The sequence below is a fragment of the Uliginosibacterium sangjuense genome (genome assembly GCF_059132465.1).
Genome location: NZ_CP101132.1, coordinates 3028826 through 3054452, shown reverse-complemented (window position 1 = coordinate 3054452; position 25627 = coordinate 3028826). Strand labels below are relative to the sequence as shown.

Below are 25627 nucleotides of genomic sequence, written 5' to 3'. Positions count from 1 at the left end.
GGCATATTTGCTGATTCTCTTGCCCAACCCCGCTTCACGACCCGGCATGTGCAGCCCTTGGCCGGGTCCGTGAGAGAACACATAAGAACGAATCGCTGCCGCTAACGCCCCATGGCAGCACCCAGAGACGGAGTGAGCCATGAGCCAAGGTGCCATCACCTACCTGCGCAGGCAGTATCTGTGCGTCCTGCGCCGTTGCGCCTACCTGAACGTCGCGTTCATGCTGGGCAGCGCAGTCGTGCTGGTGGAGGCCCGCGCGGCGGGCATCCTGCCCGATGGCCGCACGCAGACCTCGGTCAATACCAACGGGGCGGTGACGGACATACACACCGGCACCATACGCGGCAACAACGCCTTCAACAGTTTCAGCCAGTTCAACATCGCCGGCGGCGAAACCGCCAACTTGCACCTGCCGGGCGGCACGGCCAACCTGGTGAACCTCGTCACCGGCTCGGCCAGCGCCATCGACGGCGTGATGAACGCCTACAAGGACGGGCGCATCGGCGGCAACGTGTTCTTCTTCAACCCGCATGGCGTGGTGGTCGGCGCCGGCGGGCAGATCAACGTGGGCAGCCTGCTGATGGCCACGCCCACGCGTGACTTCCTGGACCGCCTGCTCAACGCGCAAGGGCAGATCAACGACGAGGCGGTGAAGCAGGCCCTGGCCGGGCAGTTTCCGCTGTCCGACAGCGGCCTGATCAGCGTGAAGGGCGCGATCCGCACAGTGGATGCGACGATGCTCGCTGCTGCGCGCGTCGAGATCGGCGCGGGCGGCAGCCTGCGCAGCGGTCCGGCGGTGGCGGTGCAGTTCGGCAGCCTCGTCAATGTGGATGGCATGACGCAGGCCGGTGCGGTGTTCGCCGAGGGCGACACCATCCGCATCGTGGCGGCGGGTGACGTTGGGCTGGCAGGCACGGTGGCGGCCGACGGCATGGGCGCCCAGGCGGCGGGCAAGGTGAGTGTCCGGGCTGGCGGCGACGTGAGCGTGGCGGATGGCGCGCGCATCAGTGCCGATGGTCAGGGCAGTGGCTCCGATGCGGGCCAGGTCATGGTCTGGGCTGATCGCAACGCGACCCTGGCACAGGGTGCCACCCTCTCGGCGCGCGGCGGCGAGGTGTCGGGCGACGGCGGCTTCATCGAGTTCAGCGCGAAGGAAAAAGTCGTGCTGGCGGGGGGCGAACTGAAGGTCGGCGCCACCCAGGGCAAGGCCGGCGCGGTGCTGATCGACCCCGAAGACATCGAGGTTGTCGCCAACAGCACGTTCACCGACGGCGGCAGCTACACGCTGATCGCCAACGACTCGATCACCGTGAACGACAACGTGGTGATCTCCACCCGCAACACGGCCAATCCGTCCACCGACGACCACCTGACGGCGGCCTCGCAGGGCGACTCCGGCAACCTGCGCCTGAAAGCCTCGCACATCGAGCTGAAGGCGGGCTCCAAGCTGCTCGCGCATGCCGACAACGGCTTCGTGGCCGGCGACGTGACCGTGTCGGCCAGCCACATCAATGCGCTGGGTGCGACGCGCACGGCAGATGCCAGCGTCAAGATCACCGATGCCACGATTACCGGGCGCGACATCCTGATCCGCAGCGACGCCGACACCTCGGCCATCGTGCAGGCGCTCGAACAGGTGCCGAATACCTCGTTGGCCGATGCGCAGAAGCTCGTCGACAACGAACTGGACAACCTGTCTGACGGCCCTGGTGGTGAATTCCTCGCCATCACCACCCAGGCGACGGCAAAGACCGAGTTGTACGGTGCCACGGTGACCGGCAGCGGCAAGGTCACCATCGACAGCCGCGCCGGCGCGCGTGCCGGTTTCGAGAAGACCGCCAGCGCCGAGACCCTCATTGGCGACAGCGCCACCGGCAGCACGCAGATCAGCGGCGGCAGCGTCAGCATCGAGGCGAAGTCCAGCACCTCCTTCACCGTCAACGTACTGGGCAACCTGGTGCGCCTGGCCGACCAGAGCTGGCTGCCCGACCCGGACGACGGCACGCTGCAGACGCTCAACGACCAATTGTTCGACTTCAGTGCGGTGCCGCTGGTGGCCTTGTCGTCTTCCACCGCCAAGGTCGTCATCAACGGCGCCAGCGGCGTGAGCGCAAGTGGCGCGCTGACGGTCAACAGCGAGGCCGTCTCGGCGGCCAAGCCCAACTTCAGCAGCCCGCTGCTGTTCTCGGCGGCCTGGGGCGAATCGACGGCCGACGCGAAGACTCAGGTGCTCGGCACGAGCGCGCTCACTGCCGGCGGCAAGGCTGTGATCAGCGCCAACACCGATGCGGAGGTGAACGTCACGGCCACCGTCAACTCGACCAACAAGCCGATCGATGCCGTGTTCGTGTACGCGGAGAACACCGCCAACGCGCTGGCCGAAACCGGCGACAGCGCCACCGTAACGGCCGGCGCGGTCGACCTGACGGCGCTGACCAAGGCCGACATCTCGGTCAGCGGCACCGCCAGCAACATGGGCGGCAGCGGCCTGGGCATCGCGGTGGCGGTGAATCTGTCCGACAACAGCGCGACCGCGAAGCTCGGTGGCACCGCGACGGCCACCACCGGCGACCTCAAGGTCGATGCCAAGGTCGACATCGCCAAGAACACCACCGGGGCCGATGCCGCGACCCTGGGCGACCCGACCACGCTGAGCGCACGCATGGCCAGCGTGTCGGACAAGATCCAGGGCAAGGTGGCTGGGGGCCTGCTGACTTCGGTCGGTGGCCTGAGCCAGGCCAACAGCGACACGCTCACCGGCTTCATGTTCCCCGGCATCAAGGAAGGCAAGTTCAACGCCTCCGGCGCGGTGACCTACACCGACGCGACCAACACGGCCAACGCCAGCATCGCGGCCAATGCCACGGCCAAGGCCGAGGGCAAGCTGGACGTGACGGCCAAGGTGGAGGACCGCCCCACCGCCAGTGCGGGCGCCAAGAGCAACTCTGCAGGCACCGCCATTGGTGGCGCCGTGATCCTGGCTGATTTCACGAACAACGCGAACGCCTTCATCGGCCGCGGCGCCACGGTGGACGCCAAGGGCGCACTGCGCGTGGATGCCCAGACCGCCGTGCCCTACGCCTGGCAGATCGACTGGAATTCGCCCGATGCGATCCTGAACCACTTGCAGGGCAACGTGCTGGACCTGGTGTTCACCTCGTACTCGATCAACTCCGCCAGCGGCAAGGGCAGCAAAGGCAGTTCCGGACAGGGTGTCGGGCTGGCTGCTGGGGTGAGCCTGTTCGACCTCAACAACAACAGCCATGCCTACATCGACGAAGGCGCGAAGATCAACACCGTCTTCGACAAGGACAGCCTGGCACTGCCGCAGCAGTCGGTGACCGTCTACGCCAAGAACGACGTCAACACGGTCAATGCCGTGGGCATCCTGGGCACCAAGTTCTTCGGCACCAGCGGCGGCAAGGCGGCGGTGGGCGGTTCGGTGAACATCGTCGACATCGACGGCACGGCCAGCGCCACCATCCGCGGCGATGCGCAGGTCAAGAGCGAGAACGGCGTCGACGTGCAGGCCGAGTCGGTGAACCAGATCGTCACCGTCACCGAGGCAGGTGGCCAGTCCGACAATGTGGGCGTCGAGGGTGCGGTGTCGATCAACATGATCGACAACACCACGCTGGCGGCCATCGACGACGATGCGAAGATCGACGCCGGCAGCCATGTGCAGGTGCAGGCGCTGGGCGATGTGGAAAACATCGCCGTGGCCGGTGGCGTGGTCGCCACCAAGGGCCAGGTCGGCATCGGCTTCGCGGTGTCGATCAACGACATCGGCACCACGACCTCTGCCTTCGTGGGCGACTACGACCCGCTGGGTCTCGATAACGCCGCTGCGACCGGCAGTGTGAAGACCGCCGGCAATCTGTTGGTGAAGGCCGAGTCGGATACCGAGATCGGCGCCTACTCGGTCAGCGGTGCCATCGCCACCAGCAGCAGCTCGCAGAGTGCCGGTTCCGGCGCCAGTGGTTCCAGCACCCAGGCCGGCAGCAGCGGCGCGGGCACTGGCAAGTTCGGCATCGCCGTGTCGGGTGACGCCTCGGTCAACGAGATCATTGCCGACACCCAGGCCTACCTGGCCGATGGTGCGAATGTCACCCAGGCCGGCAATGTCACGCTGGACGCGGACAACACCCTGGCCATCAACGCGCTGGCCGGCGCGGTGACGATCTCGACGCAGAGCAATGGCAACGGCCTGGCCGGCTCGCTGGCGATGAACAGCCTGGGCGGCACGACGGCGGCCTATATCTCGAATGCCGGCGTCACCCAGAGCGGCGCGCTGTCGCTGGATGCCGACGTGGATGGCGAGATCAAGACACTGTCCGCCTCGGTGCAAGGGAGCAAGGGCAAGATCGGCGTCGCCGGTTCGGTGTCGATCAACGACATCGCCAACACCACCACTAGCTACCTCTACAACAGCACGATCAATGGCGTGCAGGGCGTGAGCATCCGCGCCAGCGACGTCTCGGCCATCCGTGCCGTGGCCGGCGCCATTGCCTTCGGTGGCAAGGCCGGCATCGGGCTCTCGTTCGCCTGGAACGAACTGGACAACGTGACCCACGCCTACATCGAGGACAGCGATGTGGACGCCAGCGGCGCGCTGAGCGTCAGCGCGACCAGTGACGGACAGATCGACGTGGTCGCCGCTTCCCTGGGCGCCAGCAGCGGGCAGATGGCCGGCGCGGCCGCCGTCGCCATCAACGAGGTCGACAACCGCACCCAGGCGTGGATCGACGGGACGAAGACGACGGCCGGCATCGACGCCGCCTCGCTCAACGTCAATGCCAAGGATGGCGCCGGTATCTTCTCGGTGGTGGGGGCGCTGGGCCTGAGTACGGGCAAGGCGGCCTTTGGCGTCAGCTTCGCATGGAACGACATCGACAACCGCATCGGCGCCGAGCTGAAGAACACCCATGTCGATACCGGTGCTGCGAGCGTCATTGCGTCCAACGAAAGCGAGATCGAGACCTATGCCATGGGCGGTGGCGGGGCCGCCAAGGTGGGGATTTCCGGCTCACTCGCGATCAACGACATCACTACGCAGACGCAGGCGCGCAGTGACAGCAGCACCTTGCTGGCAACGGGTGACGTGACGCTGCGTGCGCAGGACCAGGCCGACATCCTGGCGGTGACTGGCGCGCTGTCGGGCGGCGGCACCGCCGCCGTAGGCGCCTCGGGTTCCTACAACCACATTGGCGGCGGCACGCTGGCGGAAGTCAGCGGTGGCTTGATTGATGGTGCCGCCTCCGTCGCCGTCGAAGCCAAGCGCAGCGGCACGGTGGACGTGTGGGCCGCGTCCGGCTCCGGTGGCGGGACGGCGGGTTTCGCCGGCTCCATCGCGATCAACGACCTCGGTGGCAGCGCCACGGCGCGCATCGACGACGGTGCCAACGTGGCGGCCGATCACAACCTGCTGCTCTCCGCGCAGGACGACGAGCGCATCCAGGCCAAGGCAGGCACGGTGGCGCTGGGCGGCACCGTCGGTGGCGGCGGCGCCATCGCGGTCAATGACATCCATTCGACGACCAGCGCCGAAGTGGCCGGCAGTGCCACGCGCCTGGCCGCGCTGGGCCAGGGCGGCACGATGGCGGTGGACAACGGCAACTTGTCCGCGGGTGGTTTCGGCGTATCGGTCGACAGCCGTCAGCAGAAAGACGCCATGCGCGGCGTGGCGGTCATCGCCTCGTCGAGCAGCCAGGTCGAGTCCATCATCGTGAACGCCTCGGGCGGCGGCACCGCCGGTGTTGCGGCCACGGTGTCGGTCAATCTGCTGGGCGGCAGCACCGGCGCTTCGGTGACTGGCGGAGCGAAGATCAACGAATCGCTGCTCGGCGCGGATGGCTTGCAGGAAGCGCGCGTTGCGGCCTATCACCAGGATGTGGTCAAGGCCGGCGCGGGCGGCCTCGCGGTCGGCGGCACGGCTGGCGTGGGCGGCTCGGCCGATTCCACCATCGTCTCGCACACGACGACAGCCAAGGTCGACGGTTCGACCGTGCAGGCGAACGCGGCCGTCTCGCTCGACGCGGATTCGCGCGTCGAGACGCTGCAGACCGTGGTCGGCGTGGCCGGCGGCGGGGTGGCGGCGGTCAATATCTCGGCCACCGTGCTGTCGGTGAACGGCACGACCGAGGCGCTCGCCCACAATGCGACGCTCAACAGCCAGGGTGCGCTCGGGATCGAAGCGAACTCCGAACTGGAGGCACGCCACTACGTTGGTGGGCTCGATGTGTCCGGCGCGGCCGGCGTCGGCGCATCGGTCATCGTGACCGTGGTCGACCAGGACACGCGTGCGCAGACGACCGGCAGCACGGCGCTCAACGCCAAGGGCACGACCGAGGTGAGCGCGACCTCTGACCAGGACATCGCCATCATCGGCGCGACCGGCTCGGCCTCGGGTGGCTTCAACATCGCCGGCACGGTCGGCGTGACCGTGGTCAAGGGCAGCACCGAGGCGCGCATCGGCGGCGCCAGCAGCGTCAACCAGGATGCGGCCTACGCAGGCACGGCGCAGGACGTGATGGTCAGCGCCAGCGACACCACGACCTACGACAGCAAGCTCGGCGCGCTGAGTGTCGGCGCGACGGTGGGTGGCATCGGCGCCACCGCCGACGTGGTGCTCATCAATAACGGTGCGACCGCCGAGATCGCCGGCGGTGCACGGGTCGATGCCGACCGCGACATCGGCGTGGAGGCCAGCGCGACTCGCAACGTCGACTCGCTGACCATGGCCTTCTCGGGTGGTCTGACGGTCGGCATCTCGGGTGCGGTGTCCTACATCGGCGTGGGCAGTCGTGCCGACAGCGATGCGCGTTCCGAACTGCTCGGCTCGGTCAATGACGCGAGCGGCGTGGCTTCGCGCAGCGCCTTCGGCAACCAGTCGAACACCGATGCCGGCGGCATCTCGGGTACCGTGGCGCGGACCAATGCGGCGCGTGGCAGCCTGAACGTCGCCAATGACTTCAGCGTGCTGCCGACCAACAATACCGCCGGTGCCGGTGTGGGCAGCGGCGCTGTCGTGAATGCCGGTCGTGATGTCGCGGTCGGGGCCACGACGCATACCGATACCGACGCCATCGCGGTCGGTGTAGCTGTGTCGGGTGGCGCCTCGCTGGGGGGTGGCATCGCCATCGCCCAGGTCGATGATGCGACCCTGGCGAGCCTGTCCGGCACCGTCACGGCCAATCGCAACGTGCTGGTGACGGCGCGCGACACGCAGAGCGGCAGCTCACGACTCGAGACCTACGCGGGCGGCGGCGGCCTGGTCGGTCTGGGCGCCTCGGTGGCGATCCAGAGCAAGACCAGCAGCGCGACCGCCGAGATCGGCACCGGTGCCGTCGTCAACACGACCGGCAGTGCGCCAGCCGATGCCAATGGCACCGGCCTGGTGCGGGTGGAGGCCGAGCTCGATCACGATCTGTCGTCCGAAGCGCTCGGCGCGGCGGCGGGCCTGGGTGGGGTCGGCGCGGCGATCGCGCATGCCACGCTGGATGGTGACGCCACCGCGCGCATTGGCAACAACGCACAGGTCAGTGGCAAGGCGCTCGACGTGCATGGTCACACAAGGACCGACACCTACGCCGAGGCCGTCGCGGCGGCTGGCGGCATCATCAGCGGCGCCGGTGCCGACGCGCGGGCGACCGATCGCTCCTCGGCACACGCGACCCTGGGTACCGGCGTCGTGACGCGCACGCCGGGCGGGCTGACGCAGGTGCGCAGCGATGTCGATCCGGTGGCGCAGGCCAAGACCCTGGGCGCCGCCGTGAGCGCGGGCGTCTCGATCGGGGTCTCGCTCGCCAAGGCGGAAGTCGACACCGATGCGATCACCCAGATTGGCAACAACCTGGATGCGCAGGGCGGACAATTCACCGCGCGTGCCGACACCTTGTCGCGCAGCGGCCAGAAGACCGCCGAGGCCGAAGCCGAAGCGGCGACTGGCGGCCTGCTGGTTGGGGCCAGCGCGACCTCGGCCGAGGCCATCGCGCGCCCGACCACCCAGGTCACGCTGGGCACCGGCAACACGATCACCACCGGTAGCGGCGCGATCAGCTTCGCCACCGACTCCGACGTGGCGGCCGACAGCTCGGTCACGGGCATCTCGGTCGCAGGCCTCGTGGCGGCCGGCGCCAACTTTGCCCAGACCACGGTCGACAGCCGTACCGAGACCCAGGTGGGGGGCGGCACATTCACCGGCGCCAGCATCGCGGTGAGCGCCAACAGCGAGGATGAGCTCGACACCGAATCGCGCTCGGGCGCGGGTGGCCTGGGGGCGATCCTTGCGGCCAAGACGGTCAACGATGCCGACGCCGTCACCACGGCGCAGATCGGCGGCACGCTCAACACGCCGACGGTCAGCATCACTGCCACGCACAGCACCGACTTCCAGGGCACGGCGGACAGCCTGATGGCCTCGGTCGCCGGCTACAGCGGCGCCAATGTCTTCAACTACAGCGATGCGAGCACGCGCGCCGAGCTGTCGACCGGTAGCCGTGCGGAGCAGGCCGAATCCTTCACGATGAATGCGCTCAGCAGCGTGACCAAGGGCAGCGCGAGCGCAGGCTGGACGGTGCAGGCCGCCTCGGGCGGCGTGTTCAGCGGGGCTTCAGGCGGCAGCTACAGCACGATCCATAACGACACCGATGCGCTGATCGGCGATAACGTGAAGATCGCGACGGCCAAGGCGGGCAGTGCACAGGGCACGCTGACGGTGCAGGCGCGCAACGATGTCGATGCCTATGACGCCGTGCTGCTCGACACCGGCGGTGCGATCGCGGTGGCGCATACGGAGTCCTTCATCGACGCCACGCAGAACGATGCCGATGTCACCGTGGGCGCGGGTTCTCGCCTCAAGAGCGATGGCGACATCCGCCTCGAAGCGCGGACCGATGCGACCGTGGACACCGAAGCGCAGAGCAAGACCTATGGCCTGGCCGGCGCCCCCTCCGGCTCCTCGCGTAGTGCGATCGTGACTTCGAACGACGTTGCCCTCAACGGTGCGCGCATCGAGTCGGAAGAGAACGTGAGCATCCTGGCCGGGGCCAACAACACCCTCGTGGCCGATGCCGAGACGCGCCTGTGGAACAAGACCGTGGTGCCGATCAACTCGACCCCTGACGCGCATGGCGCGATCGTGCAGAACAACACGATCACGATCCAGGCCACCGGCATCGACACCAGCGGGATCAGCGACGTGCGCGATGCGCAGATCGCCCGCGCGGCGATCGCCACCGTCAAGGACATCGAACTCAACGCCGGCGAGGGCAGCCATCACACGCGCGGCTACGGCCGTGGCACGGACCTCTACCGCGAGGCGCTGGAGGCGGTGGCCAACTTCTTCGGCGCCGATGTGAGCCTGGACATCAAGGGTGGCAGCACCTTCGACGATTCGCGCTCCGGCGTCGCCGTCAATGGCACCGTGTTCGCCGGCACGCGCCATCATCAATACCTGGTCATCGACGCCACTGGCAATGTCACGCGCCAGTCCGAGGGCGTCAGCTACAGCACGCGCAACAACGTGTCGCTGAACCGCGAGCTGCAGGACCGCATCGACTACCTGCAGGCGCGCTACGACGAGTACAAGCTCGACAAGCCGGATGTCGCGGCCGGCTTCCAGAACGACATCCTGATCCTGCAGGCCAAGCAATCGAAGCTGGCCGGGGCCAAGGCCGACTTCATCGACCTCAATCCGGCAGTGGCCTACACCGGCAACATCGCCATCGCGGGCGACTACCTGACCGGCAGCGCCAATGCCGAGCTGGTGGCACCGGGCGACTCGGCCATCGAGATCACCAACCACAGCAAGAAATTCCTGCACGTCAATATCGGCAACGCAGCGGCTGATTGCCTGGCTGCGCTGTGCATCCCGGGCGAGCAGGGCGGCAACATCACGCTCAATGGCGTGCGCGTGAGCAGCGCGGCGGACATCAACGCGCGCAACCAGCATGGCCAGGTGGCCAGTTTCGCCGCTGGCAACGTGCTGGACCGCAGCAACTCGCCCGATCCGCAGATCGTGCTGAAGAACACCTACGAGGACCCGGTCAATCTCAACGCGCTGTCGCCCGAGGTCCATGTCGATGGCGACCTGTCGAACGTGCGCGGCCTGGTCAAGATCGAGAGCACCGGCACCGTGCTGGTGGCGGCCGACGTGGTGGCGCAGACGGTGGACATCGCCACCAAGGGCGACTTCATCAAGACCTTCTCGCTGGGCTTCACTCATATGGCGGGCGATCCCAGCCTGTCGAACAAGGTGACGGTCGGCGGCAGTCCGATCGGCCAGACGCTGGAGAGCAAGTACCAGTCGCAGGCCCGGCAGGACATTGGCGTGACCAGCTACAACACGGCGGCTGGTACCTACGCGCGGACCTATCTGGTGGATAACGTTGTCATTCCTGGCACGGGCAGCACCATTGCCGGCAACAACGTGTTCATCAGCGGTGAGAAGCTCAACATCAACGGGCTGATCCAGAGCGGGTTGCCAGACTTCAGCGTGAACATCACACAGGCGGACGTCGATAGCGCCAAGGCCAAGCCAGGTACCTGGATCAAACTGGACATGCAGGCCAACGGCGAGAGCGTGAAGGATGTCTTCAAGCCGCAGATCCAATGGGACGACGCCAACAACCGCATCGAGCTGGGCAGCGTGCAGGTGCAAGGCGGCTACATCCAGCTTTACGGCGACATCTTCAGCACCGGCAACGGCAAGCTGAACGTGATGGATGGTTACGGGCGCATCCAGGTGACCAACAGCTCCAACGCGGCGCTGGCGCTCAATCGCGTTGACACCGGTGAAGGCATTGCCGGCAAGGTCAAGATCACCGACACCAGCACCAAGACCACCAGTGGCCAGTCGCTGGAGACCACCATCACGCGCCAGAACGGCGTGGTGACCTATAGCTACAACGGGCAGGTCAGTGACAGCCGCGGCGCCAGTGTCACCGTCGACACCAACGATGCCAGCGGCCGCAGTGCGACCTACACGCCCTACAAGGATCGTCGCTTCTTCTGGATCAATGCTGAGTACATCGATGCCAGCCGCTGGGAGACTTACGACCGGTCCTGCTTCCTCGATTGCGATGTGATCGGGTCGGTGACCGACTGGCTTTCCAAAGATCCGGGCTCGGCGACCGATTCCAAGGCCTCGCACACCAATGTCTCCCGCATCTCGGGCGATTGGCTGGCGGTGGATGGTCGGACGGCAGATTACATCCTCGATTACACCAAGGTTCGCGGTAATACGTCTGACAGCGGCTTCTACAAGACCGGGAGTTACTACTCTGGCCTCAATGAACACATCACTTCAAAGCGCGACTGGTCGTGGTCGGAGAGCAACTACTACGTCAATAGCTTGGCGGCCTCCAAGGGCATAGGGGTCAACTTCATCGGTTACGACAGCGGCCTGCTGAGTGTCAGCAACGGCAGCAACGTGCTGCAGTTGCAGGGCACGGTGCGCAACCTGACCGGCAGCACCACGCTCAGCGCGGGCAGCATCAGTGCCGCGCCGCTGGCGCAGGTGGTGGCGCAGAACCTGTCGCTGACGGCCACCACGGGCAGCATCGGCGCGCCCAATGTGGATGCCAGCCAGAGCAAGCTGCTCAATGTCGACCTGCAGGCGGGCGGCAGCCTGAACGCCAGCGCGCTCAATGGCAGCATCGGCATCCGCGAGGTGAAGGGTGACCTGAGCCTGGTCGGCGTGCGTGCATCCGCCAGCGGCCTGGTGGAGCTGCGTGCCGACGCCAATATCGCCGAGACCGGCGCCAGCCTGGTCGACGTGCAGGGCGGGCGTATCCGCCTGGTGTCGGAGAACGGCGCCATCGGCTCGCTTGCCAACCCGCTGGAAGTGGACGTGACGAGTGCCACCGGCTGGCTGCAGGCCAGCGCGGCGAAGGACATCGCACTGGTCGAGCAGAACGGCGACATGCGCGTGCTGAGCATCGACTCGCTGGCCGGCGATGTCTCCCTCAACGCACGCGCCGGCGCCATGCTGGATGTGAATAGCGCAGAGTCGGTGGACGTCGAGACCCGGGCCGAGCTGCTGGATGTCGCCAAGCGCGCACGCCTGACGGCGAACGATGGCGCCGCGCTCAGCGAACAGGCCACGCTCAACGCCTACAACGCGCAGAAGACGCAGGACTACTTCCAGTACTGGCAGATGCGCGGGCTGGTGGAGCAGTTCGATGCCTGGGGGAACTCCTTGGGCTTCACGGCCAACGCCTACGACCCGAACTTCCAGTACGTGTTGCCGGCCGCCACGGCCGCGCAACTGAAGACCGCCAACAACTGGAGTGATGCCGACATCATGGCCTACCAGGCAGAGCGCACGGCCTTCTATCACGCGGCCGCGCAGAGCTTTGGCACCGGAGGCGTGGCGAGCTTCCAGCGCAACTACCGCTACGACGTCGCCACGCAGGACGCCGGCACCAGGCAGAAGCTGGCGGCAGGCAGTACCTGGACCGAGGGCGAGATCACCAACCGCGTCGCGGCCGGCATCTTCAAGGACACGGCGGATACCGAGGTGCTGATCGAGGAAGCCAACGTGGCCGGCCGCAACCTCAGCCTGAGCGCCAGCCATGGCATCGGCATCGAGAAGTCCGCCATCAGCTTCAGTGCCAACCCCGCGGGTTGGACCGAGGAGCAGCAGCTCGCGCTGGTCGCGGCGGAGCGTAGCGACGTGACGCTGGACTACGTCAACCGCACGATCACGATCCGCGGCAAGGACGATGTGGACATCACGCTGCGCAACAATGGCACGCTGAGCGCAACGGCCGGCGGCAGCATCTACGTGGGCTCGGAAGAGGATGTGCGCGTCAAGTCGGTAAGCACCACGGGCGACGTGCGCATCAAGACCGGTGGCGAGCTGTTCAATGCCGCCGCCAGCGGTGTGGCCGCGGTCGATGCGCGCAACATCACGCTGGAGGCGGGCGGCGGCGATCTCGCCAGCGCCCAGCAGGAGATGCTGGTGAAACTCGCCGCGCAAGGCGCGCTGACCGCACGGGCCGACCAGAACCTGTACCTGCGCAACCTCGGCGGTGACCTCATCGTCGACCAGGTCTACGCCACGCAGACCGCACAACTGCGCTCGCCGGGCGCGATCCTGGAACTCAGTGCGGACCTGCGGCCCGACATCCAGGCCCGCAACATCTCGCTGACCGCCGGTACCACCATCGGCAACGGCGCCAGCCAGCTCAATTACCTGGACCTCGGCGGCGACGCGGACGGCTGGGTCGACCTGTCGGCCCCCATCGGCATCTACGTCTACAGTCCCGACCGCGCGCTGAACCTGCGCAACGTGAGCACCGGCGAACTGAGCATCGACAGCCTGGGCTCTCCCGTGGCCATCGTCGGCGCGGTGAACGTGGCCGGCAACGCCCATGTGAGCTCAGGTGACAGCGTGACGCTGCAGGATGGCGCGTCCATCATCAGCAGCCAGGGCGACATCGACATCAGCGGCCGGACCTTCGACATGGCCAGCGGCAGCAGCCTGACGGCCCAGCTCGGGAATGTGTCGGTCAGCACCGTGCAGGGCATGACGCTGACGCAAGTCCAGGCCGGGGGTGACATCACGCTCGCGGCCGGGGGGAGTCTCACCACTAGCGGCCCGCTGCTGAGCGGCCAGAACCTGTCGCTCGGCTCGGGTCAGGCCATGCAGGTGAGCGGCAGCACGAGCGCAGGCGGCAGCGCCAGCTTCACGGCGGGCACCACGCTGGACCTCGCCGGCAGCTTCAGCAGTGGCGGCAGCACGAGCCTCAGCAGTGGCGGTGCCGCGACATTGGGCGGCACCCAGACCATCGGTGGCGACTTCGTGGCCAGCAGCGGCGACAGCCTCACGCTGAGCGGCAACACGACCGTGACCGGCGACAGCACGCTGAGTGCCCAGCAAGACCTCACGCTGGCCGCAGGCGCTGCGTTGAGCAGTGGCGGCGATGCCAGACTGACTTCCACCGCCGCTTCGATCAGCATCGCCGGCACGCTGGACAGCGCCGGCAACAACACGCTGCAGGCGGCGCTGGACGTGGGGATCGGCGGCACGGCCAGGGCCGACGGCAACACGCAGATCGACGCCGGGCGTGACCTCGCCAGCAGCGGCACGCTGCACAGCGGGCAGAACCTCGCGCTGACCGCGGGCCAGGCCATGCAGGTGAGCGGCAACACGACCGCAGGCGGCAGCGCCAGCTTCACGGCAGGCACGACGCTGGACCTCGCCGGCAGCTTCAGCAGTGGCGGCAGCACGAGCCTCAGCAGTGGCGGTGCCGCGACATTGAGCGGCACCCAGACCATCGGTGGCGACCTCGCAGCCAGCAGCGGTGACAGCCTCGCGCTGAGCGGCAACACGACCGTGAGCGGCGACAGCACGCTGAGCGCCCAGCAAGACCTCACGCTGGCCGCAGGCGCTCAGTTGAGCAGTGGCGGCAATGCCAGTCTGACTTCCACCGCCGCTTCGATCGACATCGCCGGTACGCTGGACAGCGCCGGCAACAACACGCTGCAGGCGGCGCAGGACGTGGGTATCAGCGGCACGGCCACGGCAGACGGAAACACGCAGGTCGACGCCGGCCGCAACCTGGTCTCCACCGGCACGCTGCACAGCGGGCAGAACCTTGCGCTGACCGCGGGTCAGGCCATGCAGGTGACGGGCAATACCACGGCGGGCGGCACCGCCAGCCTCAGCGCCGGCACCATGCTGAGCCTCGCGGGCGATTTCGCCAGCGGTGGCAGTACGAGCCTCATGAGTGGTGGCGACAGCAACATCGGCGGCACGCAAACCATCGGTGGTGACTTCACTGCCAGTAGCGGTGCAGCGATGAACTTGACGGGCAGCACCACCGTCGCGGATGACAGCGCGTTGAGCGCGCAGCAAGACCTCACGCTGGCCGTGGGTGCCACGCTCAGCAGCGGCGGCAACGCCACGTTGAGTTCCAGCGCGGGCTCGGTCTGGGTCTCCGGCACGCTGCACAGCGGGCAGAACCTCGCGCTGACCGCGGGTCAGGCCATGCAAGTGAGTGGCAACACGACAGCGGGCGGTACGGCCAGCCTCGGTGCGGGCGCTACGCTGAGCCTTGTGGGCGACTTCGCCAGCGGTGGCAGCACTAGCCTCACGAGCGGTGGCGACAGCAACATCGGCGGCACGCAAACCATCGGTGGTGATTTCACCGCCCGCAGCGGCGGCGCGATGAACCTGACAGGCAGCACCACCGTCGCGGATGACAGCGCGCTGAGCGCCCAGCAAGGCCTCACGCTGGCCACGGGTTCCCGCTTCTCGACTGGCGGCGACTTGAGTGCCAGTGCCGGCGGCAACGTGCAGTTGGATGGCCTTGTCGCCGTGGGAGGTCAAACCCGCGTCGCCGGCGGCCAGGATGTGTCGGTGGGCGGCCAGGTGACTGGGCAAGGAGACATGTTGGTCCAGGCGGGCAACGACGTGGTGTTCACTGGCGGCCAACTCGCGTCGCCTGCGCCGATCAGTCTCGTGGCGGGCACGGATGGCAGTGGCAGCGTGCGGGGTAGCGCGCAGGGTGGCACCGACATCGTGGCGGGAGACAGTCTGCGCATCACGGCGCCTCAGGGCATCGGTGCCGGTGCGCCGCTGCAGGTCGACGCTGCCGACCTCGTGCTCCATGCCGACAGCATCGATGTGCAGGCTGCCAGCACGGGACCGATGAAGCTGGAGGTCGGTGGCAACAATGGCGCGCTGGCAAATTCGGCCGCCTTGCGACTGGATGGTCTGGCCGGGGCGACCTTCACCTGGCTGGGGGCCAACCAGGCGAGCGTCTCCAGTACCGGCAACCTGTTCGTGCTGAACGGGCAGATGGGCGATTACGGCGTATTCACGACGCCGGACTACAGCGTGCGCATCGACCACCTCGACCGCACGCCGCGCCCTGGCCTGGACGTGCGGGGCTTCACGCTGGACGGGGCCTATACCCTGTCCGTTACACCTGAGGAGGCGGTACTGGGGGCCTACGTGATCGGGTCCAACCCCAACAAGGTGGTGTATGGCTATCCGGCCGGCTCGGCCAGCGAGGAAAACGGAGACACCCGCGTGCCGATCCGCGTCGCCGGGCCCGACATGACGCCGGCCGAGGCGCCGCGCGCGGGTTTCCTGCAGATCGGCAATCTGTTCGATTGCGCGGCGCAGGATGAGGAATGCCAACAGATTACCGGCGCAAGCCAGGGGGGAGAATGACTAAGAGCGAGGCCAAAGGCCGGCAGGCGAAGGGCACGCGGCGCGCCGGATGTGCGCTGGGACTGTGGATGGCAGCAGGTTTTGCAGGGGCGCCGGTTTGGGCCCAGTTGCTACCGCCCTCGGTCGACCCCGCCGCGATCCAGCGCCAGGAGCGCGAGCGCTTGGAGCAGCAGGAGCGCGAGCGACGCCTGCTGGAGCGCCAGGAAGCACCGCAGATCCTGACCCCCAAGCCGGCCGCCGGCGGCGAGGCCAACGAGGTCAAGAACATCCAGGTCACACGCTTCGAGATCGACGAGTCCGCCATCCTGAAGAAGGAGGACATCGAGCGCATCCTGGCGCCGCTGCGTGGACAGACCGTGAGCCTGGCCGACCTGATGCGCGCGGTCGACGCCATCAACAAGCTGTACGAGGCCGTCGGCGAGCTGACGGCGCGTGCCTTCCTGCCGACGCAGACGATCAGCGGCGGCGTGGTGCGCATCCGCCTGATCGAGAGCCGCGTGGGCAAGCTGGGCGTGGTCGGCAATCAGCATCTGTCCGGCGACTATGTGCGCGAGCGCCTGCGCCTGCAGGAGGGTGAGCGCATGTCGGTGCCCACGCTGGAACAGGATCTCGCGCGCTTCAACCGCCTCAACGAGAGCCAACTGCGCGCCAGCGTGGTGGCCGGCGACCAGTTGGGCCGTACCGATGTCGAAATCCGCGTCGAGGAGACGCCGCGCAATCGCACGACCCTATACGTGGACAATTCGGGGCGTGATACCACCGGCAACGGCCGCATCGGCTTCTACACCCGCTTTGCCAACCTGGCCGGGCAGAGCGACGCGCTGAGCTTCAACGGCTCGAAGACCGAGGGCTCCTATTCGGTGGGCGCCGGCTATTCGATCCCCCTCACGCGCGACGACCTGCGCCTGGACGTCGGCTTCAGCGGCGGCGAAAACGAGATCATCGACGGCCCTTTCGTGCCGCTCGAAATCACCGGCCGCTCGCAGGACTTCAGCCTCGGCCTGACCCAGCCCCTGGTGGCCGAGATCGCGCGTAGCTGGTCGGCCTATTCGCGCCTGTCCTTCCGCAAGTCGATCAGTGCCTTCGGCGGCATCGAGCAGATCAATGAAGACCTCAGCGTCCTCACCCTGGGCCTGAGCGGCGACAAGGCCGGCGACCGCAGTGGCTGGCTGCTCGACCAGCAGCTTTACGTGGGCATGCACTACATCGGCGGTGAGCGCGCGTTCACTTACTACCGCGCCAATGCCAATCGCCTGGATCGCCTGGGCGAGCGCGTCCAGCTCATCACGCGCGCCGGTCTGCAGCTTTCGGCGACCGACATCCTGCCCTCCAGCGAACTGTTCCAGATCGGCGGCGCCTATACCGTGCGCGGCTACTCGGAGGGCCTGCTGTCGGGCCGCCACGGTTACTACCTTGGCATCGAGGCGCGCCTGCACGGCGGCGAACTGCGTGAACTGGAACGCCAGGGCAATGCGCCGCGCTTCCAGTGGCTGGGCTTCATCGACCATGGCGGTGTCATGCCCTACCGCCCGGGCAACCAGCCCGAGACCACCGGCGACGATTTCCTGACCGGCATCGGGGTCGGTGTGCTGGTCGAGTGGCGCCAGATGAACGCCCGCCTTGCGCTGGCCGCCCCGCTGGACAAGAACCCGGGCGAGCTGCACTACGACAAGCTGCGCGCACACGTCGCGCTGAACCTCAACTTCTGACGCGGCTGCCGGTCCGCTGACAGACCGGAGTCCAGGCTGGGCGAGCAGCGTTGCACTATTGACCGAGCAGGTTTCGGTCAATGGTCTTGATCCGCCAACTCTCCCGCTGCCTCACCGGGTCGTCGGTCTTACCGTCGCATGAGCCCCAGCGGGCTCCCGCCATCCCCGCAAAGCCTCTCACGAGCAGTGCAACCAAAACGGACGGGCGAGATAAAACGATAAAGCCCCGACCGAAACCGGTCGGGGCTTGATTTGGTGGGCCCCCTGGGAGTCGAACCCAGCACCAACGGATTATGAGTCCGCTGCTCTAACCAGGCATGAGCTAGAGGCCCGATGTGCACACGGCCACCCAAGGGCGGCCGTGTGGCAGTCAAGCTGAGGGCAGGATCAGCCCTCGCCGTCGAGGAAGCTGCGCAGCTTCTCCGAGCGGCTGGGGTGACGCAGCTTGCGCAGGGCCTTGGCTTCGATCTGGCGGATGCGCTCGCGGGTGACGTCGAATTGCTTGCCGACTTCTTCCAGCGTGTGGTCCGTGTTCATCTCGATGCCGAAACGCATGCGCAGCACCTTGGCTTCGCGCGGGGTGAGCGAGTCGAGGATTTCCTTGGTCGTGTCCTTCAGCGAGGAGTACAGCGCGGCGTCGCCGGGCGACAGCGTGGCTGTGTCCTCGATGAAGTCGCCCAGGTGCGAATCGTCATCGTCGCCGATCGGCGTCTCCATGGAGATCGGCTCCTTGCTGATCTTCAGGATCTTGCGGATCTTGTCCTCGGGCATCTCCATCTTGATCGCCAGAGTGGCGGGATCGGGCTCGGCACCGGTTTCCTGCAGGATCTGACGCGAGATGCGGTTCATCTTGTTGATCGTCTCGATCATGTGCACCGGGATGCGGATGGTGCGGGCCTGGTCGGCGATCGACCGCGTGATGGCCTGGCGGATCCACCAGGTGGCATACGTGGAGAACTTGTAGCCACGGCGGTATTCGAACTTGTCCACCGCCTTCATCAGGCCGATGTTGCCTTCCTGGATAAGGTCGAGGAACTGCAGGCCGCGGTTGGTGTACTTCTTGGCGATCGAGATCACGAGACGCAGGTTGGCCTCGGTCATCTCGCGCTTGGCGCGGCGCATCTTGGCTTCGCCGGTGGACATCTGCTTGTTGATGTCCTTCAAGTCCTTGAGGCCGATCTGGATGCGATCCTGCAGGTCGATCAGCTTTTGCTGCTCTTCCAGCACGGCCGGCTGCATGCGCATCAGCGTGGTGGCATAGCTGGCGCCGGCGGAAATCTCGTTCTTGAGCCAGTCGAGATTGGTTTCGTTGCCCGGGAATACCTTGATGAAATGGGCGCGCGACATGCCCGAGCGATCCACGCACAGTTCCAGGATCTTGCGCTCGTGCTTGCGCACGTCCTCGACCATGTGGCGCACGGTATCGCATAGGTTTTCGATCATGCGCGCGGTGAAACGGATGTTCATCAGTTCGGCGCTGATCTGGCTGTGCAGCTTCTGGTAGGTCTTGTCCTGCGGCCCCTTCTTGGCCAGCGCCGGGATCATCTTGTCATACAGTCCGCGGATGACATCGAAGCGCTCCAGCGCGTCGGCCTTGAGCTGGAGCAGCGAAGCCGACATCGCGCCGCCGCCGCCTTCACCGTCTTCGTCTTCTTCTTCGTCCGCCGCATCTTCCAGCTCGACGTCATCGGAGGAATCGGCAGCGGCTTCTTCTGCGACCGCATTGGGGTCGACCAGGCCGTCGACGAGTTCGTCGATGCGCATCTCGTCCTTGCTGACCTTTTCGGCCATGGCGAGGATGTCGGCGATGGTGGTGGGGCAGGCCGAGATGGCCATGACCATGTGCTTGAGACCGTCTTCGATGCGCTTGGCGATCTCGATTTCGCCTTCGCGCGTCAGCAGCTCGACCGTGCCCATCTCGCGCATGTACATGCGCACCGGGTCGGTGGTGCGGCCAAACTCGGAGTCGACGGTGGACAGGGCCTGCTCGGCTTCCTCTTCCACCTCCTCGTCCACCACGGCGGCCGGCACGTTGTCGGACAGCAGCAGGTCTTCGGCGGCCGGAGCCTCGTCGTAGACCTGGATGCCCATGTCATTGAAGGTGGAGATGATCGATTCGATCTGCTCCGCATCCACCATCTCGTCGGGGAGGTGGTCGTTGACTTCGGCGTAGGTCAGGTAGCCGCGTTCCTTGCCGAGCGCGATCAGGCTCTTGAGGCGCGTGCGACGGACTTCCGCATCCTCGGCGCTATCGGTCGGCAGCGGCGGGATGTTCAGGTCCCTCTTGTCCTTCGATCGCCCCGTCTTGGCGGGGGCTCCAGCCTTGGCGACTTTTGGAAGTTCCTTGCGTGTTTCTTTGGCTTTTTCCTTGGCGGCCATAGAGTCCTCGTGAATCGGGCGGAGCATTCGGGGAAACCGGCAATTTTAGTCCGATTTCAGTGGTTCTGTCCAGACTTAAGTTTCTGTTTTTCCGCAAGAAGCAGTTGCTGGTAACGCTGCTTCTCTGTGTCGCTCAGGGTTTCGCGTGCGTTGATGCGTGCTGTGAGCTGATTCAGTTCTTCGCGGTGGAGACGGGCTTCTGCGCTAATCCTGAGACCGTGCAACAGGTCTTCCAGTTCGACCCGTGCGCCGTCTTCGTCGAGCAAATCGTCTTCGGCCTGCAGCAATTTGCCGGTCAGCGCACGTACCTCATCGTCAGCAATCGTGTCGTGGATCGAGGCGAAGGTGGTTGCGCTCAGCGACCCGTCGTCGCGCCGGTCTTGCAGCAGGTGAATCAAGGTGGCGGCGGGGCCTTCGTCGACCAGGGTGGAGGCGTCCGAGGGCAGGGTCTCGATGAGCTTCCAGTAGCTGGCCAGAATGCGCAGCATCCGCTCCACCGGGCGCGTGGCCTCCTTGCGTGGTGCGCGCGGTGGCGGGGCCTTGCGCTTGCTGCCGTCGGTGCTTGTCTTGAGCCCCAGGGCGCGCGCGACTTCGCTCGCGTCCATGCCGGCCTGCTCGGCAACCAGGCGCACCATCTGCAATTGCAGAACCGGCGCGGCGATGCGTGGCACCAGGCTCTTTGCTTCATGCACGAGGCGCGCACGATCTTCGGCGGTGTCGAGATTCAAGCCGCTACGCAGTTCGCGCAGCAGGAATTCGGTCAGCGGCGTGGCTTCTTCCAGTGCGCGGCGGAAGGCTTCCAGGCCTTGCTCTCGCACGTAGCTGTCCGGGTCGTGCTCGGGCGGCAGGAACAGGAAGCGCACCACCTTGTCATCGGCGAGTTGCTCCAGGCAGGCTTCCAGCGCGCGGCGGGCGGCCTTACGACCGGCGTTGTCGCCGTCGAAACAGAACACCACGCGCTCGGCCTGGCGGAACAGTTTCTGGACATGGGTCGGCGTGGTGGCGGTACCGAGCGCGGCCACGGCGGCGTGGAAACCGAATTGCGACAGGGCCACCACGTCCATGTACCCCTCGGTGACCAGCACCATGCCGCTCTCGCGGATCGCCTGGCGCGCGTGGAACAAGCCGTACAGCTCACGCCCCTTCTCGAACAGCGGGGTTTCGGGAGAGTTCAGGTACTTCGGTTCGCCCTTGTCGAGCACGCGTCCGCCGAAGCCGACCACGTTGCCGCGTTGGTCGAGGATGGGGAACATGATGCGGTCGCGGAAGCGGTCGTAGCGGCGGCCGGTGTCGTTCTGGATCACCATGCCGGTTTCCAGCAGGCCGGGGCTGTCGTAGTCGCGCGGGAAGGCGGCGCGCAGGTTCTGCCAGTCGTCCGGCGCGTAGCCGATGCCGAAGCGCGCGGCGATCTCGCCGGTCAGCCCCCGGCGCTTGAGGTAGTCGATGGCGCGCGGGCTGCGCTTCAGTTGCTCGCGGAAGTAGCGCGACGCGGTCGTCATGATGTCGGTGAGCGATTGGCTGTGCGCGCGCTGTTCCGGCGTGGTCGTCTCCTCCTCCGGTACCTGCAGGCCGACCTGGCCGGCCAGTTCCTTGATCGCATCGCGGAAGGACAGGCCGGCGTATTCCATCAGGAAGCCGACCGCCGTGCCGTGCGCGCCACAGCCGAAGCAGTGATAGAACTGCTTGCTCGGGCTGACGGTGAAGGAGGGTGACTTCTCGTTGTGAAAGGGGCAGCAGGCGAGATAGTTCGCGCCGCCCTTCTTGAGTGGTACGTAGCGCTCGATCAGGTCGACGATGTCGACGCGCGCGAGCACCTGGTCGACGAAGCCCTGCGGGATCACGACGCTGCGCCTGGCTTACTTGGCGAGGGCGGCCTTGATCTTGGCGGACACCTGCGCCATGTCGGCGCGACCGGCCAGTTGTGGCTTGAGGACACTCATCACCTTGCCCATGTCGGCGGGCTCGGCGGCGCCGGTTTGGGCGATGGCTGCGGCCACGGCGGCGTCGATCTCGGTCTCCGACAGGCCGGCCGGCATGTAGGCGCTCAGCACGGCGACCTCGGCGCGCTCGGCGTCGGCCAGGTCCGTGCGGCCGGCGGCGTCGTACTGGCTGATCGAATCGCGGCGCTGCTTGAGCAGCTTCTCGACGATGGCCACGGTGGCGGCGTCGTCCAGCGTGATGCGCTCATCCACTTCCTTTTGCTTGATGGCGGCCAGCAGCAGGCGGATCGCGCCCAGGCGGGCGGTCTCCTTGGCGCGCATGGCGGCTTTCATGTCTTCGGAGATGCGTTCCTTCAGCGACATAACAGATGACCCTCTCGATTCGAATCTTCTAAACACAAAAACCCGGCAACCCACGTGGGTTCCGGGTTTTGGCCAAGCCAACCAATCCGCGCGCCGTATGGCGCAGCAGGATCAGTACAGCTTCGGCGGCAGTTGTTGGCTGCGCAGGCGCTTGTGCAGGCGCTTGACGGCAGCAGCCTTCTTGCGCTTGCGCTCGGCGGTGGGCTTTTCGTAGAACTCGCGCGCGCGCAGTTCGGTCAGCGTGCCGGCTTTTTCGATGGTGCGCTTGAAGCGGCGGATGGCAACTTCGAACGGCTCGTTTTCTTTGACGCGTACACCAGGCATTCGTGTATTCCTCAGGGGCACCCTTGGGCGCGGATTGGAGTGAGCCCGCGACTATACAGGCATCGGCGAAGTTTTCCAAGTAGACTCCGCAAAATGAAACGAAGTCTTGTATTGGGCATTGAGACCTCCTGTGACGAGACCGGTATCGGTCTGTACGACAGCGAGCACGGTTTGCGGGCCCACCGGGTGTTTTCCCAGATCGACCTGCATGCGGCCTACGGCGGCGTAGTGCCGGAACTGGCTTCGCGCGACCATGTGCGACGCATTGTTCCGCTGATCCGCGAGACGCTGGAAGGCGGCGGGGTGAGCCTGCAGGAGCTGACCGCCATTGCCTATACGACTGGACCGGGCTTGGCGGGGGCCCTGCTGGTGGGTGCCAGCGTGGCAGAAGCCTTGGCCCTCGCGCTGGACCTGCCAGCCCTGCCGATCCATCACCTTGAAGGGCATCTGTTGTCGCCACTGCTGGCCGCCGAGCCGGCCGAGTTCCCCTTTGTGGCCTTGTTGGTATCGGGTGGTCACACCCAGCTCATGCGAGTAGGGGACGTAGGTGACTACCAGTTGCTTGGCGAGAGCGTCGATGATGCCGCTGGCGAGGCTTTCGACAAAACGGCCAAGCTCTTGGGGCTGGGCTATCCGGGCGGGCCTGCGCTGGCCAGATTGGCCGAGCAGGGGACGGCGGGGCGCTTCAAGCTGCCGCGCCCGATGTTGCATTCCGGTGACCTCAACTTCAGCTTCAGCGGCCTCAAGACGGCCGTGCTGACCGCTACGCAGCAACCCGGTTACGCGCCCGAGCAGGCACCGGATCTGGCCCTGGAGTTCCAGGAGGCGGTGGTGGATGTGCTGACCAACAAGGCGCTGGCTGCGCTCAAGCAGACGCGCCTGAAGCGCCTGGTGGTAGCCGGTGGCGTCGGCGCGAACCGACGCCTGCGTGTGGCCTTGCACGAGGCGCTGGCGCGGCGCGGCGCGCGGGTCTTCTTTCCTGAGCTGGAATACTGCTCCGACAACGGAGCGATGATTGCCTTCGCGGGCGCCATGCGCCTGCAGGCCGGGTGCGCCCGGGCGACCCGCGAAGGGAGTTTCGCGGTACGTCCGCGCTGGCCGCTCAGCGAGCTTGCGGTGGACGCGGACGGGGCCTGATCAGGCTTTCTTCTTGCTGCCGATGCGACTTTCCTGGCCGGCCAGCAAGCGACGTATGTTGTCCTTGTGGCGCCACAGGAGAACAGCCGACATGAGCAAGCAGACTGCCGGCCAGAGCATGCCGCCAACCAGCCACAGGCACAGCAGCGGGGCGGCGACGGCAGCAACAACGGCCGCCAGCGAAGAGTAACGGGTGGTGGCTGCCACCAGCAGCCAGGTGGCGAGGGTCAGGCCACCGAGTGCCGGGGTGATGCCGAACAGCACGCCGGCCGCGGTCGCCACGCCCTTTCCTCCCTTGAAGCCCAGAAAGCACGAGAAGACGTGCCCCAGGAAGACGGCCAGCGCGCTCAGCGCGATCGACCAGATGGGCAGGCCGAGCGGTTCCCCCAGCTTCTGCGCACCCCATACGACCACCCAGCCTTTCAACGCGTCACCCAGCAGGGTCAGCAGCGCGGCCAGTTTGTTGCCGCTGCGCAGAACGTTGGTGGCACCGGGATTTCCCGAGCCGTAATTGCGCGGATCGTCGAGCTTCAATATTTTCGAGACCAGCACGGCAAAGGGAATCGAGCCGATGAGATAAGCGCTGGCGAGCAGCAGGAGTGAGGGCAGGAGTGGGTTTTCCATCGTGATCGGTGTCTGTGCTAACGTGCCCTTACCGTTTTTGCGGTATGGGCGCCATGGATTACATATTTGTCGAAGGCCTGCAGGTGGAGGCGCGGGTGGGAATATACCCGCGTGAGCAACTCATGTCGCAGGCGCTTGAAATCAATCTTACCTTCGGCGTACCCGACGCAGCCGCCGAGCGCGACGACATCGCGGATACGATCGACTACGATCGTGTCGTGGTGCGCATTCGTGAGGTGCTGGGCGAGTTGCATTTCAACTTGCTGGAGACGCTGGGCGAGTTTCTCGTCGAGCTGTTGTTCACTGAGTTCGGGGCTCCCTGGGTGCGGGTTTCGATTGCCAAGACGGGGGTGGTGCGGGGGGTCCGGCGCGTCGGGGTATATATCGAGCGGGCGCGGGATGGGAGTGGCACGCCGCCTTTGCGAGGCAGTGGCCTGGATTGAGTGGATACTCCTTGTCCGCCGAACGTGTCCGCCGAACGGAGGGGATGGCTTATCCCGGTAAAGAAATGAAAACGCCCCGCAGGCATCAAACCTGCGGGGCGTTTTCCATCAAGCGTGCGGTTCTTACTTGATCAGCAGCTCTTCCAGCGGCTTGCCGCCGGCCAGGTGGGCGGCGACCCATTGCGGTTTGCGGCCGCGGCCGGTCCAGGTCTGGCTTGCATTGGCAGGGTCGCGGTACTTCGGCGCCACCTTGCCCTTGGAGCCGCGCACAGCCTTTTTCACTGCAGGTGCGCGCTTGCCCTTGGTCGCTGCCGGCTTGTCGCCCAGCACGTCGGTAATGGACATGCCGGCTTCGGCCGTCAGTTTCTGGATTTTCTTGAGGAGATCCTTGCGGGTATTGTCCGTGCGCTTGGCGATCTCGCTCTCGATGCGAGTCTTGAGTTTCTTGAGCTCGGTGACGGTGAGTTTGGTCAGTTCCATGTTTGTTGTGGCCCCTGTTAGATGAGCGAAAACGCTGATCCA

10 protein-coding genes and 1 tRNA gene are annotated in these 25627 nt (G+C 66.3%); 4 read left to right on the top strand and 7 right to left on the bottom strand.

Annotated elements, in window-relative coordinates; all coding sequences use genetic code 11:
* Positions 1-139 precede the first annotated feature (139 nt).
* Both NMB43_RS14030 and NMB43_RS14025 read left to right on the top strand, forming a co-directional pair.
* Positions 140-16186 carry a leukotoxin LktA family filamentous adhesin gene (locus NMB43_RS14030; protein WP_494348783.1) on the top strand — a complete coding sequence of 5349 codons (16047 nt, stop codon included), beginning with the start codon at positions 140-142 and terminating at the stop codon, positions 16184-16186.
* A gap of 68 nt (positions 16187-16254) precedes the next feature.
* Positions 16255-17895, top strand: coding sequence for a ShlB/FhaC/HecB family hemolysin secretion/activation protein (locus NMB43_RS14025; RefSeq protein WP_494348782.1), 1641 nt, complete (start codon positions 16255-16257; stop codon positions 17893-17895).
* A 253-nt stretch (positions 17896-18148) separates the two neighbouring features.
* Here the strand turns inward: NMB43_RS14025 and NMB43_RS14020 are convergent.
* The 5 genes from NMB43_RS14020 to rpsU all read right to left on the bottom strand — a co-directional run bounded on the left by NMB43_RS14020 (position 18149) and on the right by rpsU (position 22901).
* Positions 18149-18227, bottom strand: a tRNA-Ile gene (locus NMB43_RS14020).
* Between the two features lie 55 nt (positions 18228-18282).
* Positions 18283-20274 carry an RNA polymerase sigma factor RpoD gene (gene rpoD / locus NMB43_RS14015; RefSeq protein ID WP_494348781.1) on the bottom strand — a complete coding sequence of 664 codons (1992 nt, stop codon included), beginning with the start codon at positions 20272-20274 and terminating at the stop codon, positions 18283-18285.
* A 56-nt stretch (positions 20275-20330) separates the two neighbouring features.
* Positions 20331-22115 (bottom strand): DNA primase, encoded by a 1785-nt coding sequence (dnaG, locus tag NMB43_RS14010; RefSeq protein ID WP_494348780.1) that lies wholly within the window; start codon positions 22113-22115, stop codon positions 20331-20333.
* A 15-nt stretch (positions 22116-22130) separates the two neighbouring features.
* Positions 22131-22577, bottom strand: a complete 447-nt coding sequence (locus NMB43_RS14005; protein ID WP_494348779.1) for a GatB/YqeY domain-containing protein — start codon at positions 22575-22577, stop codon at positions 22131-22133.
* Between the two features lie 111 nt (positions 22578-22688).
* Positions 22689-22901: a 30S ribosomal protein S21 gene (rpsU, locus tag NMB43_RS14000; RefSeq protein WP_494348778.1), complete on the bottom strand. Its 213-nt coding sequence runs from the start codon at positions 22899-22901 to the stop codon at positions 22689-22691.
* A gap of 93 nt (positions 22902-22994) precedes the next feature.
* Here rpsU and tsaD point away from each other — a divergent pair, with 93 nt between their 5' ends.
* On the top strand, positions 22995-24038 hold the full coding sequence (tsaD, locus tag NMB43_RS13995; protein WP_494348777.1) for a tRNA (adenosine(37)-N6)-threonylcarbamoyltransferase complex transferase subunit TsaD: 1044 nt from the start codon (positions 22995-22997) through the stop codon (positions 24036-24038).
* On the opposite strand, the gene plsY is transcribed toward tsaD, so the two are convergent.
* A complete protein-coding gene (gene plsY, locus NMB43_RS13990; RefSeq protein WP_494348776.1) occupies positions 24039-24662 on the bottom strand; it encodes a glycerol-3-phosphate 1-O-acyltransferase PlsY in 624 nt (207 codons plus the stop codon). It lies immediately after the preceding gene.
* A 53-nt stretch (positions 24663-24715) separates the two neighbouring features.
* On the opposite strand from plsY, the gene NMB43_RS13985 reads away from it, so the two are divergent.
* Positions 24716-25105 (top strand): dihydroneopterin aldolase, encoded by a 390-nt coding sequence (locus tag NMB43_RS13985; RefSeq protein ID WP_494348775.1) that lies wholly within the window; start codon positions 24716-24718, stop codon positions 25103-25105.
* Positions 25106-25228: 123 nt separating this feature from the next.
* On the opposite strand, the gene NMB43_RS13980 is transcribed toward NMB43_RS13985, so the two are convergent.
* On the bottom strand, positions 25229-25585 hold the full coding sequence (locus tag NMB43_RS13980) for an H-NS histone family protein (RefSeq protein ID WP_494348774.1): 357 nt from the start codon (positions 25583-25585) through the stop codon (positions 25229-25231).
* Between the last annotated feature and the right edge of the window lie 42 nt (positions 25586-25627).

What these genes read in the sequence shown, in the direction of transcription:
- NMB43_RS14030 (WP_494348783.1), top strand. Translation starts at nt 140, where the DNA reads ATGAGCCAAGGTGCCATCACCTACCTGCGCAGGCAGTATCTGTGCGTC.
- NMB43_RS14025 (WP_494348782.1), top strand. Translation starts at nt 16,255, where the DNA reads ATGGCAGCAGGTTTTGCAGGGGCGCCGGTTTGGGCCCAGTTGCTACCG.
- rpoD (WP_494348781.1), bottom strand. Translation starts at nt 20,274, where the DNA reads ATGGCCGCCAAGGAAAAAGCCAAAGAAACACGCAAGGAACTTCCAAAA.
- NMB43_RS14005 (WP_494348779.1), bottom strand. Translation starts at nt 22,577, where the DNA reads ATGTCGCTGAAGGAACGCATCTCCGAAGACATGAAAGCCGCCATGCGC.
- rpsU (WP_494348778.1), bottom strand. Translation starts at nt 22,901, where the DNA reads ATGCCTGGTGTACGCGTCAAAGAAAACGAGCCGTTCGAAGTTGCCATC.
- tsaD (WP_494348777.1), top strand. Translation starts at nt 22,995, where the DNA reads ATGAAACGAAGTCTTGTATTGGGCATTGAGACCTCCTGTGACGAGACC.
- plsY (WP_494348776.1), bottom strand. Translation starts at nt 24,662, where the DNA reads ATGGAAAACCCACTCCTGCCCTCACTCCTGCTGCTCGCCAGCGCTTAT.
- NMB43_RS13985 (WP_494348775.1), top strand. Translation starts at nt 24,716, where the DNA reads ATGGATTACATATTTGTCGAAGGCCTGCAGGTGGAGGCGCGGGTGGGA.
- NMB43_RS13980 (WP_494348774.1), bottom strand. Translation starts at nt 25,585, where the DNA reads ATGGAACTGACCAAACTCACCGTCACCGAGCTCAAGAAACTCAAGACT.